We start from the raw sequence: 17281 nt of genomic DNA on the forward strand, positions 1-17281 counted from the left end.
ACGGATGAAAGCCCTTTCTCAGACTTGCGCCAACCGAAATTCATCTCCCCCTAATCGTTGGGCTATGCCTTTCACACGAGTGAAGAGAGGGGACTTCTTTCGGAAGTACGTTAAAACTTCTTTCTTCATATAAAATCGAATCAATTTCATAGTAACGATTTTAGCATTAAATTCAAACAACGTTGATTCACGCCTAAGGTGGTCGCTTTTCCGGTAGCCTGGGGGGGTGCCGGTCACGCAGGCGTTGCTACGTATAAGTGCAGGCAAAGCAATAGGATCTTGTGCTTGGAACCTGCCGATAGACGAGCCCGTATTTAGCCTGTGTTCTTTATGCGGTGAGCTGCCTTGTCGCTATATGCTCCTGCGGGATCTCACCTGTCACACTAATCTAATCCCCCAAGAGTCGTGACCTTCCGCTCCAATCAACTGAGTTCGGGAAATATATTGACTGACAATTTGATCCGCTTTATTGTTCGTGAATTTATCATTCATATGCTATGAAATTGACTTAATCAATAAAAACATTCTAATCTTGCCAAATTAAAAGAAGCTGTTTCATCAATAAACAATAAGGATGGGACAGCTTCTTTTTAAAGGATAAGATAATACAATTCACCTAGGCTCCTTAACCGATATTCATAGAGTAAAGTACTGCATTTCTTAAGATGCTCCTTCTTGTACCAATTCTGGCGGCAAAGCGAGCATACTTTTCTTAAACTCTTCTCCTGACATTAATTGTCCCGATGGAGTTCGGTACATAAGATGTTCTTCAGAAAACTCCGTTGGGGAGGAAATTCCAGCTGCAGCTGCAAGATCGAACAAGCCTTCTCTTAATGAAACAATATAATTGGTTACACGATACATCTTTTCTTCAATGACCAACGCTTTTTCCTTTTTGGGATCTGTTGTTGCCACGCCAACTGGGCATGTGTTATTATGGCAAACTTGAGCCATAATACAGCCGACCGATATCATCATCCCTCTTGCTGTATTCACAAGATCTGCACCTAAGCAAAGAGCATAAGCAATCATATCTGGAGTCACTAGCTTACCTGAAGCGATAATTTTCAAGCGATCTCGAATCCCATATTTTTTCAACATGGAATCTAGTAACGGCAAAGCAGAAAACAACGGCAAGCCAGCTGCATCTGATAATTCCTGAAAGGTCGCCCCTGTACCTCCTTCCGCTCCATCAATAGTAATAAAATCGGGTAATTTTCCTAGTTCAGCCATTTCTCGAACAAATTTTTCTGCTTCCTCCTTAGACCCAATAACCACTTTGATTCCTACTGGTTTTCCTCCGACTTCCCGCAGTTCCTCGACAAAATTTAAAAGGCTTTCAGTTCGATCATATTCAGGAAAACGATTAGGACTATCGATTGTTTCCCATGGTGTAACACCGCGTATTTCGGCAATTTCTGGGGTCACCTTCTCTCCCAAAATATGACCTCCGCGTGTTTTCGCACCTTGGGCTAATTTCAGCTCAAATGCCTTTACTTGCTTGATTTCACTCTTTCGTTTAAATTCCTCCCAAGAAAAATCCCCTTTCACTGTTCGAACGCCAAAATAGGCAGGCCCGATTTGCATGATAATATTTGTATCACCGACTAGGTGATGTGGAGAAAGGCCCCCTTCTCCAGTATTCATCCATGTACCTCCTGCCCTTCCTAGCCCTTTCGAAAGTGTTGTAATCGCATTTTTCCCAAGGGAACCATAGCTCATAGCAGATTGCCCGATTAATCCTTTCGTTTTGAATGGTTGGCGGCATGTATGCTCCCCTAAAACCACGGCATCTTTGTCCGCAAGTAAATGTGGTTCAACAATAGCATCCTCTCGATGTTCCTTCCGATTAAATAATCCTTCATGATCGATTTTATAAATTTTTGTTTGAATTTTCGGCTCTTGATCGATGCGAAGTTCGCTTCTTAATCTCGGAAAAATTGCATTCCTTATGTAGAAACCTGCTTCCTCAAAGTCTCTCTCGGAGCCAAATGCATGAACTCGATCTTTATATTTACCTGATTTTACAACATTTTGATATTGATGCCTTGAGAACGGCTTCCCCTCACGATTATTTGCGAATAGGTATTGACGGAGCTCAGGTCCAATATTTTCAAAGAAATAGCGGACATTTCCAAGGACAGGATAATTTCGTAGCACTGAGTGCTCCTTCTGACCAGCATCAAGAAAATAAATCCAGATCAAAATAATCAGAGGTACAATAATTAGTAGTGATAAAATAACAAACAAGCCAATGGCTAGTACTTCTGCCATATTCATATACTTCACCTTGCCCTTCTATGAATCTCATTTGAAGAATAGAAATTGTATTTACCATAGACAGTAAGCGCCTTCTTATAATAGGAGCGGCAAAACTGCCGCTCCTACCAATAGCGAAAATCATCCTTCTTATCGTCATAGCCTATTATAGAATCATAAATAAATGACTTACAACCTATTGTATTCAGGCGGTATCCTCCATATGAAACCGCGGAGTTTCTTGTAACTTTATCCTAATAACTTTCTGATTGCTTTTGCTACACCATCCTCTGAATTTGTAGCTGTAGTATAACGACAAACCTGTTTAACTGCTTGTTCAGCATTGCCCATCGCAAAGGAATGACCAACTATTTGAAGCATGGAAAGATCATTATAATTATCTCCGATCGCCATTGTATCTTGAAGGGATATTCCTAATTTTGCTGTCCACTCTTTTAAAGCAATGCCTTTCTGGGCTTGCTTATGACTCACTTCTATATTATGTCGCCCGGAAGATGTGACATCTATTCCCTCAATCTCTCTTAATCGATCACTTACTTTCAGCAATAACTCCTCATCCATAGAAAATGCGAGGAATTTATAGATAGTACAATCCTCGGCTTGAAAGACTTCCTGATATTGATCGACAATCCGAAGGGAACTATGCGTGAATCTCTTTTTCACCGCATCGCGGATCTCCTCGACATCCTCCGAAGGATTGGCTGTATGGTAAATATCGACAAGGGATTGAATTCCTAACTCTTCATCGGCTGTCCATGTCCCTTCAGGTGTGTATAACTCATAATACATCCCTACTTCATCAAATACCTTGGCCACTTTTTCCGCTGTTTCTCCATCCATACCAATGGAATGAAGGATTTCTCCTTTACTCGAGCGAATCTCTGCTCCATTTACACAAATAGCGGCACAATCGATCTCTTCTTTGTCTAATACATAGCGTGCTTCTTCCCAAGACCGCCCTGTGGCGACCAAAAATTCGATACCTTGTTCTTTCGCTAATTGGATCGCTTGCTTAGTTTCCTCACTAATCATTCCTTGTGAGTTCAATAATGTTCCATCCATATCTGATGCAATACATTTAACCATTTTTCAAGCTCCTTTAAACCATCTGTTCTTAATAAGCATAGCGAATCTATACCCCCAATGCAAAAATCCTTGATTATAATAAGGGCGGAGACAACTGCCAGCTGCGTAAAAACTTTAAATAATAAGAGTGAACGGCTAAGGTTCGCCACATCCTGTTGACCTGAGATAAGGGAAACACAGGGAGGGTTAAAAGCGAAAGGCGATTGTCTAGGGACGATAAGCAAATATTCTTGAGCCAAAGAAAAGTGAACTTCCCCTTCGTGTTTCAAGGTTATTGGACCTTGATCCTCTATCGCCTGTAGCTAGAGACTGAAGGCGAGCTGATGTTGACTTATTGCAGGAAGAATCCGAAAGTTTGCAAGTCATTGACATGGGATAAATTGCTTATTCCCTAAAATATGAATTTTTAACAGCGATAATAATGAATAAACAAGCCCAAGTGTTTATCCCGATATTTTAATAAGGCCTTAAAATGCCCCTTTGTTTTGAATAAGTATAATTGGATGGGATCCTTTGTTACAATAGGTTTAATTAGCTGAAATCCGGGTATGCATAGAAATTAGTTTACTATCTTAAAAAAATTAAATTAAGTTTAAATTTACACAGCGTGAAAACAATCATTAGGCTCTACATCCTAATTACAGATCCAATTATTTTCTTCTAAATACCTTTATTCAAGGATCGTGCCTACCATTTACTGTAATTCTAGTTTAATAATAGACCCGATTTTCAAACAAATTAAAATGAATTATAAAGCTGAATATCATGGGGTAAAATAATAAAAAGGATAGACTTTGAATTATATAGTTCTACTACTGAAAAACTATTGGGTTTAAATCATTGATACAAAATCCCACCTTTAGCGAGATCGCAGAGAATGACTTTAAAAGGCACTGTATTCGCGCTCTTTAATTAGGTCTATATGAATGACTCATTTCAGCAACTTATTAAGAGCTCATTTTTGAAGTCCACTTTATGACAGCTTTAAGATGTTTTTCTCCCTTTCATTATTTTTCCAGTATAATTATGTGGATTTCCCAATAAATATGCATTAGAATAAGGAGGTAAATTTATTGATATGAAAGGTGAACATTTTGGACAAGAAGACTTTTTCGATAGGTAACTTTTTATTATTTTTAATTCCATCTTTAATTGGAGTATTTCTATTTATGATTCCTATTCCTTCTTCTGAAGGAATAACAATCCCAATTGCGGTTTTATCCGATCTTATCCAAGATTTAATTGGGCCGATTATCCCGGCTATTATGGTTTGGATTCTTCTATTTACCTTAATTGGTACAATTATCGCTAAAATAGTTAAACCAACTTTTATAAAAAATTCTCTCTTTTTTACTAATTTATTGGATGTTCATCCTATCTGGGTGATCGCTAGAATACTTGCTTTCATTTTTGCTGTTATGGTCTATTTTAAAATTGGACCGGAAGCAGTTTGGTCCGAAAGTACAGGGGCGACTTTATTATATGATCTATTGCCGGTACTTTTTGGGGTATTTCTATTTGCTGGCTTATTATTGCCACTCTTACTAAACTTCGGTCTGTTAGAGCTATTTGGTGCTTTAATGACAAAGGTGATGCGACCTATTTTTAAATTACCTGGTCGTTCTTCTATCGATGCTTTAGCCTCATGGTTAGGAGATGGAACGATTGGCGTGTTGTTAACTAGTAGACAATACGAAGAAGGTCATTATACAAAACGGGAAGCAGCGATTATTGGTACGACCTTCTCCGTTGTTTCGATTACCTTTAGTATTGTCGTTCTGAAACAAGTCGATTTAATCAATTATTTTGTCCCTTATTATTTTGCGATTACATTATCAGGTGTGGTTGCGGCAATTATTTTACCGCGTATATGGCCGCTATCCAAGAAGGAAGATACGTATGTAAATGGAAAAGAACTCGATCATACGGCAGAACTGATTCCCGAAGGATACACTAGATTGAGCTATGGCCTAGAACAAGCACAAATACAAGCAGAGAAAAGTAGCAGTGTGAAAAAGTTCTTTGCAGATGGTTGTAAAAACATTATAGATATGTGGATGGGGGTTACCCCTGTCGTCATGGCACTAGGTACATTAGCATTGATTATTGCGGAATACACTCCTCTATTTCAATGGCTCGGATTACCATTTATTCCGATATTACAATTACTAGGAATTCCAGAAGCTCAAGCCGCTTCTCAAACTTTTGTAGTCGGTTTTGCCGATATGTTTCTCCCATCGATTTTGGCGTCTGGCATTGAATCTGATTTAACTCGGTTTGTCATTGCTGGTGTCTCTGTTTCACAGCTCATTTATATGTCTGAAGTTGGTGGACTACTGATTGGTTCAAAAATCCCTGTTAATATGAAAGATTTGATCGTGCTCTTCCTTTTAAGAACGATTATTACCTTGCCGATCATTGCAGGAATAGCTCATCTTATTTTTTAATTTAAAGAAGCTGCCCCAGATGGGCAGCTCTTTTTATTCATTTCTATTTTGAGATTTTTGCAGATAGGCTCGAATCATAAAAAAGCTAACTTCCTCAGGTAAAAGCTCCTTAATCGGCGTTAATCTTGCTGTCTCTACTTGTTTAACTGCTTGTTCAATCAATGGTTCAAATTCTTTCGGAATAAATTGATCCCAAGAAACAGCCATCCCCTCTTGATCGCATTTAATAATATGTCCCTCCACAGTTCTTTCAGATAAGCCACGTTCAGTAGCAATCTCTGCTATTTCTTTTCCAGCTTGTAGCATTTGGTAAGTTGTTTGATGACTTGCCTCCTTGGAAACTTGTGCAGTGACATTCTTCTCCATTATGGGTGTAGAGAAACTCTTTTTTTCCATTCCCTTTTCCTCACAGTATTGCTGAATCACCTCAAGAAATGGAGCTCCATAAGCCTCTAACTTACGATCGCCAACACCTTTAACTTGTAGAAGTTCTGCATTATTTAATGGCAACATCCCACTCATCTCTTTTAATGTCACATCCGAGAAAATAATATAGGGAGGAACTTTTTCTCCTTCGGCAATTTCTTTTCTTACTTGGCGCAAGCGCTCAAATAATGCGTTATCCTCCACAATTTTAGAGATTTGCACCTTTTCCTTCTGGTAAACAAGTTCATTTCCTCTTAGTACTTCTCCCGCTCGTTCTGTCAGCATCAGAATGGGATAAGTCCCATCCGTCGGTTTTAAATAACCCTCTGCTGTTAAGAAATCAATAAACTCATTGACTTCTTTTTGTGGCTTTCCTTTCATAATTCCGTAGGTTGATAACTTTTGAAAGCCAAAGTTTTTTACTTTCTGATTGGCCGAGCCGGTCAGGACTTGAGCAACCATCGTTTTACCAAAGCGTTCTTTCATTCTGCGGATACATGATAAAACCATCTGGGCTTCCTTAGTTACATCAATTTGTTCACGTTCATCAATACAATTCCCACATTTTCCGCATTCAGGTGGATTTTCCTCCCCAAAATAATGGAGGATATACTGTTGCAAACAAGATTCCGTATGTCCATAGGCAACCATTTTTCGCAACTTCCCATATTCATTCTCTTTCCGTAATTCATCCATATCCGATTGCTCAATAAGAAAAGATTGAATATGTGTGTCTTGAGGTGAAAATAAAAGAATACAATCACTTTCTTCACCATCTCGTCCTGCTCTTCCAGCCTCTTGATAATACGATTCCATGTTTCGTGGAATATGATAATGGATAACAAAGCGAACATTCGATTTATTAATTCCCATTCCAAAGGCATTGGTCGCAACCATTACTGTCACATCATCATATAAAAAGCTTTCTTGTTGTTCATTACGATTTTGTTCTGATAAACCTGCATGATATCTTCCAGTAGCAATACCACGTTTATTTAACAACTGATAAAGCCGATCAACTTCTTTTCTTGTTGCGGCATAAATAATCCCTGATTGCCCTTGGTTTTTTTCTATATACTCCAATAAAAAGCGGTCACGATCCTGCCCTTTTACAACTTGAAAATGGAGATTTTCACGTTCGAAACCTGTCATCACAATATTTTCCTGTTCAACACGAAGAAGCTCACAAACGTCTTGTTGAACTTGTGGCGTGGCAGTTGCTGTTAAAGCAAGCACAACTGGTTTCGGTTGAATGTCCTGAATCAAATTTTTAATTTGTAAATAACTTGGGCGAAAGTCATGACCCCATTGCGAAATACAATGGGCCTCATCAATTGCTAGACAGGAAATATGAATCCCATCCATCATTCTTCGAAATGAAGTTACTTCTAATCTTTCAGGTGCAATATAGACTAGTTTATATTCACCATTGTAAATGTCGGCTAAGCGCTGATTCATCTCTTCATTAGAAATAGCACTATTAATATAGGTTGAAGGAATTCCAGCTTTATCTAAGGCATCAACTTGATCTTTCATTAAAGAAATCAAAGGTGAAATAACAAATGTCACTCCAGGTAACATCATCGCTGGAATTTGATAACAGATTGATTTCCCTGCTCCTGTTGGCATAATCGCTAGCGTGTCATTTCCTGATAAAACCTTTTGTATAATATCCTCTTGACCTGCTCGAAATTGGTTATATCCAAAATGAGTTTGTAATAACTTTTTCCCTTTGGTTAACAATGAAGAATCCCCCAATTGAATAGATAAAACTAGTATATCAAAGTTTATGATCAAAGTTCATGCTATGCAATCTTTTATAGACAACTAGAAACAAACGAGACCTTTTGATTGAATAGCCAAAAAAGCTGCACAGAAAATGGGCAGCTTCTTCATCTAGATGGCCTACTGACCAATCTTATTTAACATATCCAGCGTCATTGTTTCTAAATTATATTTTGCACAAAAACCCCATTCTTCCCGAGCTGTCGAATCATCAATTGAATTCGGCCAACTATCCGCGATCACCTGACGAGTTGGCTCTACTTTATAGTCCAGCACAAAGGTGGGAATATGCTTACGTATTTCTGTAGCAATCTCCTCTGGATCGTGGCTCATAGCCGTTATATTATAAGCATTGCGATGGTTTAATTTTTCGGGATTTGCCTCCATTAACTGGATAATATTGTGGAGAGCATCAGGCATATACATCATATCCATATAGGTACCTTTTTCAATAACTGACTCATACCTTCCTCTCTCAATAGCTGCATAATAAATCTCTACTGCATAGTCGGTTGTACCACCCCCTGGAGGAGTCATAAAGGAGATGATGCCGGGAAAGCGAACTCCCCTAGTATCCACACCATATTTTGCATGGTAATAATCACATAGAAGTTCCCCCGCCACTTTATTAATTCCATACATAGTCTCAGGACGTTGAATTGTATTTTGCGGGGTTTTTTCCTTCGGAGTTGTGGAACCGAAGGCTGCAATAGAGCTTGGCGCAAATAATTGGATACCAAGTTCTTTCGTTGTTTCGAGCGCGTTGATTAACCCATTCATATTTAAATGCCACGCTAAAAGGGGCTTCTGTTCTGCAATCGCTGATAGCATGGCCGCTAAATGTATAATCGCATCAACCTTGTTCTGTTTTGCTATTTGAAACATCTTTTCGCCATCAGTTACATCCAATATTTCAAATGGTCCCGATTCTGTACCCTTATTCATTCCAGCAGAACGGATATCAGTTGCCAGCACATTTGTTTCTCCGTAAAGCTTTCTTAAGTAAATAACTAACTCAGTTCCTATTTGACCTAGCGCTCCAGTGACTAATATTTTTTTCATATAAATTTCCCCCTGATCCGCACGTTTAGATGATGCCAAGTTCCTTTCCAACTTTTGCATAGATTGCTATTGCTTGATCAAGTAAAGCTTGTGTGTGAGCTGCAGTTGGCATATTTCGAACACGCCCAGTTCCTTTAGGCACGGTAGGGAAAACAATCGCTTTTGCATATACGCCTTCTTCATAAAGCCTCTTACTGAATTGCTGTGTCTTATTCTCATCCCCAATCACACATGGGGTAATAGGTGTTTCGCTCATGCCAATATCAAAACCTAAATCCTTTAGTCCCTTTTTAAAATAATCACTATTTGCCCATAGCCGTTCATTTAACTCCTTATTTTTCATTAATAACTCAATCGCTTTTGTCGCAGCTGCAGCATCTGCCGGACTAATGGCTGTGGAAAATAAGAATGGCCGGGAACGGACCTTCAACCAATCAATTAGTTCCTTTTTTCCTGCAACATAACCGCCAACAACCCCTATCGCTTTCGAAAGAGTTCCAATTTGGAAATCCACCTTATCTTGCAAACCAAAATGTTTCACAGTACCTGCTCCAGCACCAAGTACTCCAGAGCCATGGGCATCATCTACATAGGTTATAAGATCATATTTTTCGGCGATTTCTATTATTTCTGGTAGTTTGGCCATATCACCATCCATTGAAAATACACCATCAGTGATCACCATAATTTTATTAAATTGGTGAGACTCCTTTGCCTCCTGTGCCTTTCTTCGTAGATCGATCATGTCAGAATGCTTTACCCGAATAATTCTAGCTTTGGATAAACGACAGCCATCAATAATCGAAGCATGGTTGAGTTCATCAGATAAAATTGCATCATGTTGATCCAGCACCGCCGAAATTGCTGCCATATTACAGTTAAACCCAGATTGATAAGCAATTGCTGCTTCTGTTCCTTTGAATTCGGCAATCCTGTCTTCAAGCTGAATATGAACAGACAACGTGCCATTAATCGTACGAACCGCTCCGGCCCCAACACCCCACTCTCGAATTGCCTCGATAGCCGCTTCCTTTAACCGTTCATCTGTTGCAAGTCCCAAATAATTATTCGAAGATAAATTAATTAACTTCTTACCTTCTAACTCGATAATAGGTCCGTTCGGACTTTTGACTACATCGATCTCATTGTAGAGACCTTGCTTCCGTAACTCATTTAAATGTCCCAGTAAAAATTCTTGTAAATTTTGATTTGGCATTCTCATCCCCCCATATCTCCGTTCTTGTCATACCACATTAACAAACACATTTGTTCACATGCAAAATACAATAAGGTGCTTTTATCACCCTTATATAAATATATATACTTTTAAATGGAAATAATGTACGTATATAGAGGACATATTTTCTAAAATTAAGCCATAAAAAAGTGATCATTATAAAAGACTCATCTGCCTCTTCTTAAAGAAGCGAATGAGTCTCTGTTTGTCTGTGATTTTTTTGCAGGAGATATTCCCGTAACCAATAGATAAAAGCGATTATCAATAGTAGGCTTGTAAACCAATATAAGAATCTAATACCAATGAAATCAAGGATGAAAAAGCTAATTAATGGGCCTAAGGCCGAACCGAGGTCAACAAATAATGTATAATAGGTCATCATTTTAACAGATGCTGGACCAGTCGCCGCATCTGCAGCTAAAGAATCACTTGCAGTAATAAAAATTGTTGCCACGAGCTGAAAGGCAAAAATCAAAATTAGAAATAGCGGAAATGGCAAGGTAAGCGGTATGACTGCCAAGAGAATGGCACCTAAAGTAAAAGCGAATAACAGCAACGGAATACGTCCAAATTTCTCATCTGACCATCTTCCTATAAATGGGGCAATGAATGGATCTGTCCCCAATTTAACGGATTGCAAAATTCCCGCAACAGCTACCGCTCCTAGTGAAAAGCCTAAAATAATAAAATTTTGATTCATTTGATATTCCAAGAGCTTGCTAAAAGTTGAAAAAATATTCCATAAACAACCAAGGCTACTAGCAAACCATTGATTAATATTTTTATTTGAGCCTTATTCGTTAAGGGCGCCAATTTCTTATCCGCTGAACGATTTGTTTCTTCTTCACTTAGGCTGTTTGGAACAAATCGAAACACAAATGGCAAGGTGAGAATCCCCAATATAGCAAACAAAGTTGTAATCCATTTAATCCCAATCAAATCTGCGAATAGACCACCGATTAACATACCAAACAGGGTCCCTAAGCCCCATAGTCCATTGTAGAGCCCGATAAGTTGCCCCCTCGTTTGGTTATCGCTTGAGGTAAGTACGGTCAAATAGCCACCTAAACGGAGAAATGACCAAGAAATCCCCCATAAGATTCTCATAAATAATAAAAGCCAGAATCCCTTTAGCATCCCATATGAATAGGTTGATAGAATCGCCAGTATAACTGCAATCAATACTCCTGTCCTTTTACTAATCTTTTGATAACACCAGCCGACAATAGAGTTGATGGGTAGACGAATAATACGGTTCATCGATAAGATGATCCCCACTTGCCATAATGCTGTTAATCCAAAAAAATCCCAATAAATTGGCATGACAATTAACAACATTTCATTTCCAAAAACACTAATCGCCGTAATGATCGCGATAATAATGACAGGCCCTTTGCTTATGGCTTTTGCATTCATAAATCTTCAACTCTCCCAACAGATGTAGAGTATTCTAAAAGTTAGTATGAAGCCATAATCTATTTTACGGAAAAGGGCGGATCAATCCATTCTCCCTTTGCAAGATCCAAAGGCCGAATCACGACTTCACTATCATAGACTTGAATATACAAACCTTGACACCCATTTGGATCTGTCACCATTTCATGCCCTTCTCCATCTGGACCATAAGTGTTATAAATAGCACCGGAATTTGCCATCGCAAAACGACTTTTCATGAACATTTTCGGGGAATGCAAATCCCAATGGGTATGCCCTGAAAATAAGATCGCCTGTGGATAAGATGATAATATTTCATGTAACTCCCTTGCCTGAATCACACCATTTTGATAATAGGGTAAATCTGTTCCAGCTAAGGTAAATGGAAGAGGCTGATGCAAAAAGACAAAAATAGGCAGCTTCATTGTTTTATATTTTTTTAATGTTTGCGCTAACCAGTTTAATTGTTCCTTACTCAATACAGCTGAATCCTTCGTAGGAGCTCCAATTGGTCCCCAGCTTTCCGAACCCAGGAATAGAAAAGGAAAACCTTCTACAGTTCTTTCGTAGTAAAGTTTCTCTAGTCCAGTAAATTGAAGAAAACGCTCAATAGAAGGCCTATTTCCATCATTTTTAAAATATTCATGGTTCCCAATTGTAAAGAACGTATTAGGGGGATAAAATTCCCTCTCCATGATTTCCCTTACTATTTGATAGCTTTCTTCCTTTCCATCATTTATCATATCCCCATTCACAACAAGAGCATCAGGAAAAGAATCGATAGCTTTTAACTTGCGTAAAGCATTTCGTAATTTATCATGAGATTCCTTATTTTCTACTGTTAACTGAAAATCACTTATCACAAAAAACTCCAGAATAGGTGTACTCATTTTTGCCTCCCATCAAGAAAAGCGCAAGCACCTTGGTATAAAAAGAACGGCTAAGAAGTACAGCCGTCTTGGCGCCACATCGGTCTGACCTACATCCTGGGCGCGTCCCAGAGCTATGCGCTAAAACTTGAATTTCATATTTTCCATTTATCTATTTACCGTCTCAATAAGTTGTTGCTCTATTACTTACTTTCTGTTAATAACGCATTAATCATTGGGCTTTTCTTAATTTCCATTACTTTTCCACCTGAACGAATCGATTCTGTTGCTGCACAACCTACCGCCACACTCATTCTTCCAGCAACAGGAGAGGTTAATGGTTGTTTATTATGCAAAACTAAATTGATAAAGTCTTTAGTTATTTTAGGATCTGCTCCCCCATGGGTACCTTGTTCCTTTTTGATGTCATATGTCACATCACTCAATTCATTCCAAGAATTGGATTTTCTAGTTTTGACGTATACTTTCCCCTCTAATTCGGAGTTTTCCATTCTACCTTTCGTGCCAATGAATACATAGTTCCGTTGATAGTCTGGAGTGAAATGACATTGTAGGTAAGATGCTTTAATCCCACCTTCTAACTCCATGATGAGCATATTATTATCTTCCACATCAATCTCACCACGGAAAGCGCACTCTGTTAATGTGTGTGGACTGTATTCCGTACAAGTGTCCTTTATCTCACATTCTGGACATGTCAATGTATTCGGCATGTCGCCGCCGAAAAAGTCAAGACTGCCGAATGCTGAAACCTTTTCGGTATATCTTCCTGTAATCCAATGAATCACATCCAGATCATGGGAACCCTTTTGTAATAACAAGGATGTCGTATTCCGGCTTAAACCATGCCAATCATGGTAATAAAAATAACCACCAAATCCAACAAAATGTCGAACCCAAACCGCCTTAATATCGCCGATTATTCCCGAATCAACAATTCCTTTCATCGTTTGATACATACTCATATAACGCATATTAAAGCCAACCATCAAGTGCTTCCCCGTTTCATTGGCGGTTGCAATAATCCGGTCACAACCTTCTACTGTAATTGCGAGTGGTTTTTCACAATAGACGTGCTTCCCTGCTTTCAAAGCGGCAATAGCATGTTCCTCATGTAAAAAGTCCGGAGAAAGAATCGCCACCGCATCAATATCCTCTTGTTTAAGTAATTCCTGGTAATCTGTTGTGACAAAAGCATCTGGGTTAATTTCTTGCTTAAATTTATCCAATCTTTCCTCCGAAACATCTGCAGCAGCTACAACTACGGATTCTCCATTAGGGTCATGCCAGTTCTTGGCAATTCCACTTCTTAATCCAGCTCCAATAATCCCCATTCTCACTTGTTTCACTTTCATCACTCCCATACCCCACTTTATTTTATTTGTTCATATTTTAAGGATTCGATAATGGCTTGATTCACTTCTTCTCGCAATGTAAAAAGATAACGACCGTCTTTGGGATATACGGAAAAAGTAATTTCCCCTTGTTTCTCTATTTTGCTAAGAACTGTTTCTTTCCCACTTAGAGTTGCAAGCCAATTAAAAGCTCGTAAATCCTGTAATGCTTGGTAAAAAACCCTTAAACGAATCGATGGATATGCCTTCCCATTTTCCCCTGGATATACAAGAAAGGCATCTCCTGAAGGGAAAGCTTTCCCAGCATCTGTTATTTCATAAGGATTAATGGCCTTTTTCGAAAATTGACTATTATAGAAGTTAAAACCCCATTGCAAAAATCCCTCGATATCATATTTAAATAACTGTGTTGCGATGATCCGATTTCTCGCTGATGGCATGGCCATAAATCGATTACTAACATCAATATTTTGTGAACAACAATAATACGTCCACAATCCTGGAACCTGATGTTCAATAAAGGGTTGTATATGATTAGAAGCTACAATGGGCTTGGCAACAACTCCTTTTTCATAAAAGTCATAATCACTTAGAGCATCAACAATCGAAAACTCTGTTAGATAAGGGATAACCATTTCTTTTGCTTTAGCGTACATAGAGAGTTGAGCTTCTCCTGGTTCATCCGAAATGTGAAAATATACCTTATCCACTTCCCAGTTTTCTTTTAAAAACGAGGTTAATTCTGGTAAAAAGGCTTGAAGGAATTCTTGATATTCTTCACTATCAGCTTTTACATGCCAACCAAATTTTTTCGTTAATTTTCCGTCTTCTTTTACGATGATCTTTGGCGTAAATTCTGCCCCCCATTGAGTAAATAAATGAGCCATTTCCAGATATTTAATATGATGGCGCTCGCATATTTCTAACCACCGTTTTAATAATGAAAAGTCAAATATATATTTTCCATTCTGATATTCCATTTGCACTAACTGAATGGTTGTTCTTTCTCCTCCTACTTCTGTATCTAATGGAGGAGTAAATATTGGAGTAAGCAACATATTGACGCCATTTTCTCCTGCAGCTTGAATAAAGTTTTCAAGAATTTCCCAATGTTTCTCGGAAAATACTTCTACTTGGTAATAATCAGCTAAACAGTCCCCGTGAAACCATTCCGTATGGATTAACTTCTGTTTCGGTAACTCATACGGATAAACAAATATGTTTACCGCATCTTCATAAAGACATTGCCCTTTTTCGTCTAGCAGCTTGATCTTGATCAATTGCTCTCCCGAAACTTGTTGCTTTGGTTGGACATCAATCCAGATTGCATTCCAACCACCTGCTTGCAATTTTATTTTATTCTCTCTAATCGGCTCTAGTAGGTCTGGATATAATCCTGGTTCAATGGATAAATAATTATCATCGTGCCGATCAGGATAAGCAGGTAAATCAGAAGGTACATTTTTTACGTGACTAAGCGTGATAGCAACTGCATCTGTTTCCGCTTGAAGTTGAACAAAACTATCTTCAGTCCCCACATGCTGATAAGCAATTTGAAACGAATATTGCTCATTCTGAAAGAGACTTGCGCTTTTTTCCGTCCAAATCCGTGGATGTTTATCCGGAAAAACTTTTTCCAATGAATCTGTTAATTGAAATTGCATCATAATCCCCCCTAAATTTTTTTCGCTCATTTCCCTTGATGATTTTAACTATTAAGCATGAGCTATCCGTGGCATTGCCATCGACTCTTTTCCCAGTTCTGCCCAAATATATTTTAAAAGTAATTCCTGTTTAATAGATTGGTAGTCTGAATCATCCCAATGGTTTATATATTCCTGAGGATCTTCTTGCAAATCATATAGTTCTCCATATGTCTGGTTATAATAGACGGTTAATTTATATCTATCATCAACATATGTTTTTTGGTGAATAGTTGTTGGTTCATGTCGGAATTCACAGATAATATGATCTCTAGCTTGGGATTTCTGATTTTTCCATACATCCAGTTGGTCTACACCCGTCATTTGAGCAGGAATTGGGATATTGGCTGCACTTAAAAATGTGGGAGCTAAATCAACTAAACTTTGCATCGCATTTGAAACTTCCCCTGCGGGTACGGCTTCGGGATAACGGACAATAAAAGGGATTTTAATTAAATCTTCATAATGAAAGCCCCCTTTATATTGAAGCCCATGCTGGCCAAAGAAATGGCCATGATCACTCGTGAAAACAATAATCGTATTGTTAGCAATCCCTAGTTCATCTAATTTATTTAAAATTTCCCCAATATATTTATCCATCATACTGACCATTGCATAGTAGGTAGCTGTCAATTTCTTATGGTCGCTCTCATCCACTTTGTGAGAAATATATCCATGAATGCCAAATCCGGTTTCACGATAACTTGAAAAGTTAGGATTAGCTTCTTGGGTCATTTTAAAGTGGGGAGGTTTATCCTCATGCTCCCCTTCTATTCCTTTTGGTATCGTCAATTGCTCAGGATCATACATCGTATCCCATGGTTCCGGAACTAAATAAGGTGGGTGAGGATCAAAAAAGCTCGACCATAAAAAGAAGTTCTGATTGTTCTCTTGATACTGTTCCAACAATGCATTTGTTCGTTCAGCAATCCAGGTATTATAATGATACTTTTCTGGAATTGCCCATTTGTACTTTTCGTTCGGGTCCATCTGTCCAGTAGGAGCAAGGAAATAATCACGCCAATTAAGACAGCCTTTTTCTTCCAACCACAATGCATAATGCTGACCAACCAAATGTTCATTCGTATGGTTTCTAGCAAGCTCTACATGATTGAAGCCATAGAAAGATTCATTAAAATTCTTCCAATATGTTAAATCACTTAACAACGGATAAGATTCAATGGACGGATATTCTTCTGTACTATTAGTTGGTTGAAAGTGGGCCTTGCCAATAAGAGCTGTTTGATAATCATGTTTTCTAAAGATTTCCCCTACGGTTAATCGATCCTCTAATAATTTTGTTCCTAGCGACCAAGCCCCATGTTGACTTGGGTACATCCCAGTAATAATGGAAGCGCGTGTTGGCGTACATGTCGGATTCGGACAGTAGGCGCGTTGAAATGTAGTCCCCTCATGAACGAGGCGATCTAAATTTGGTGTAGAAATTTCCGAATTAAAGGCACCGATCGTATTAAAATGCTGCTGATCACTCGTAATCAATAAAATATTTGGCTTCTTCATACCTGACACCCCATTACTCTTTTAAACTAGAAATGGCTTACATTTTAGAACGTGA

12 protein-coding genes are annotated in these 17281 nt (G+C 38.5%); 1 reads left to right on the forward strand and 11 read right to left on the reverse strand.

Going from position 1 to position 17281, the window contains the following annotated elements; genetic code table 11:
* Positions 1-660: 660 nt before the first annotated feature.
* Both J2Z23_RS18970 and J2Z23_RS18975 read right to left on the reverse strand, forming a co-directional pair.
* Positions 661-2280: an FMN-binding glutamate synthase family protein gene (locus tag J2Z23_RS18970; protein WP_209974847.1), complete on the reverse strand. Its 1620-nt coding sequence runs from the start codon at positions 2278-2280 to the stop codon at positions 661-663.
* Positions 2281-2508: 228 nt separating this feature from the next.
* Positions 2509-3366, reverse strand: a complete 858-nt coding sequence (locus J2Z23_RS18975) for a Cof-type HAD-IIB family hydrolase (RefSeq protein WP_057982771.1) — start codon at positions 3364-3366, stop codon at positions 2509-2511.
* A 1169-nt stretch (positions 3367-4535) separates the two neighbouring features.
* Here J2Z23_RS18975 and J2Z23_RS18980 point away from each other — a divergent pair.
* Entirely contained in the window at positions 4536-5813 is a 1278-nt protein-coding gene (locus J2Z23_RS18980; RefSeq protein ID WP_082881486.1) for a YjiH family protein, read from the forward strand.
* Between the two features lie 33 nt (positions 5814-5846).
* On the opposite strand, the gene recQ is transcribed toward J2Z23_RS18980, so the two are convergent.
* From recQ to J2Z23_RS19025, 9 genes are all read right to left on the reverse strand, one after another.
* Positions 5847-7982 (reverse strand): DNA helicase RecQ, encoded by a 2136-nt coding sequence (gene recQ, locus J2Z23_RS18985; protein ID WP_209974849.1) that lies wholly within the window; start codon positions 7980-7982, stop codon positions 5847-5849.
* A gap of 162 nt (positions 7983-8144) precedes the next feature.
* Positions 8145-9086: an L-threonine 3-dehydrogenase gene (locus J2Z23_RS18990; RefSeq protein WP_209974851.1), complete on the reverse strand. Its 942-nt coding sequence runs from the start codon at positions 9084-9086 to the stop codon at positions 8145-8147.
* Positions 9087-9111: 25 nt separating this feature from the next.
* The gene (locus J2Z23_RS18995; protein ID WP_057982779.1) at positions 9112-10302 is read right to left on the reverse strand and encodes a glycine C-acetyltransferase; all 1191 of its coding nucleotides are present in this window, start codon (positions 10300-10302) and stop codon (positions 9112-9114) included.
* 202 nt (positions 10303-10504) lie between these two features.
* The gene (locus J2Z23_RS19000) at positions 10505-11023 is read right to left on the reverse strand and encodes an MFS transporter (protein WP_209974853.1); all 519 of its coding nucleotides are present in this window, start codon (positions 11021-11023) and stop codon (positions 10505-10507) included.
* Positions 11020-11739 carry an MFS transporter gene (locus tag J2Z23_RS19005; RefSeq protein WP_209974855.1) on the reverse strand — a complete coding sequence of 240 codons (720 nt, stop codon included), beginning with the start codon at positions 11737-11739 and terminating at the stop codon, positions 11020-11022. Before J2Z23_RS19005 ends, J2Z23_RS19000 begins: the two co-directional genes overlap by 4 nt.
* Positions 11740-11798: 59 nt before the next feature.
* A complete protein-coding gene (locus tag J2Z23_RS19010; RefSeq protein WP_057982782.1) occupies positions 11799-12647 on the reverse strand; it encodes a metallophosphoesterase family protein in 849 nt (282 codons plus the stop codon).
* Positions 12648-12829: 182 nt separating this feature from the next.
* Positions 12830-13996, reverse strand: coding sequence for a Gfo/Idh/MocA family protein (locus tag J2Z23_RS19015; protein WP_064468895.1), 1167 nt, complete (start codon positions 13994-13996; stop codon positions 12830-12832).
* A 23-nt stretch (positions 13997-14019) separates the two neighbouring features.
* Positions 14020-15666 carry a DUF4091 domain-containing protein gene (locus tag J2Z23_RS19020; protein ID WP_205634431.1) on the reverse strand — a complete coding sequence of 549 codons (1647 nt, stop codon included), beginning with the start codon at positions 15664-15666 and terminating at the stop codon, positions 14020-14022.
* A 51-nt stretch (positions 15667-15717) separates the two neighbouring features.
* Positions 15718-17226 (reverse strand): sulfatase family protein, encoded by a 1509-nt coding sequence (locus J2Z23_RS19025; RefSeq protein ID WP_064468816.1) that lies wholly within the window; start codon positions 17224-17226, stop codon positions 15718-15720.
* Positions 17227-17281 lie beyond the last annotated feature (55 nt).

It is taken from the genome of Lederbergia galactosidilytica, from assembly GCF_017873565.1.
Lineage (GTDB): Bacteria > Bacillota > Bacilli > Bacillales > Bacillaceae_C > Lederbergia > Lederbergia galactosidilytica.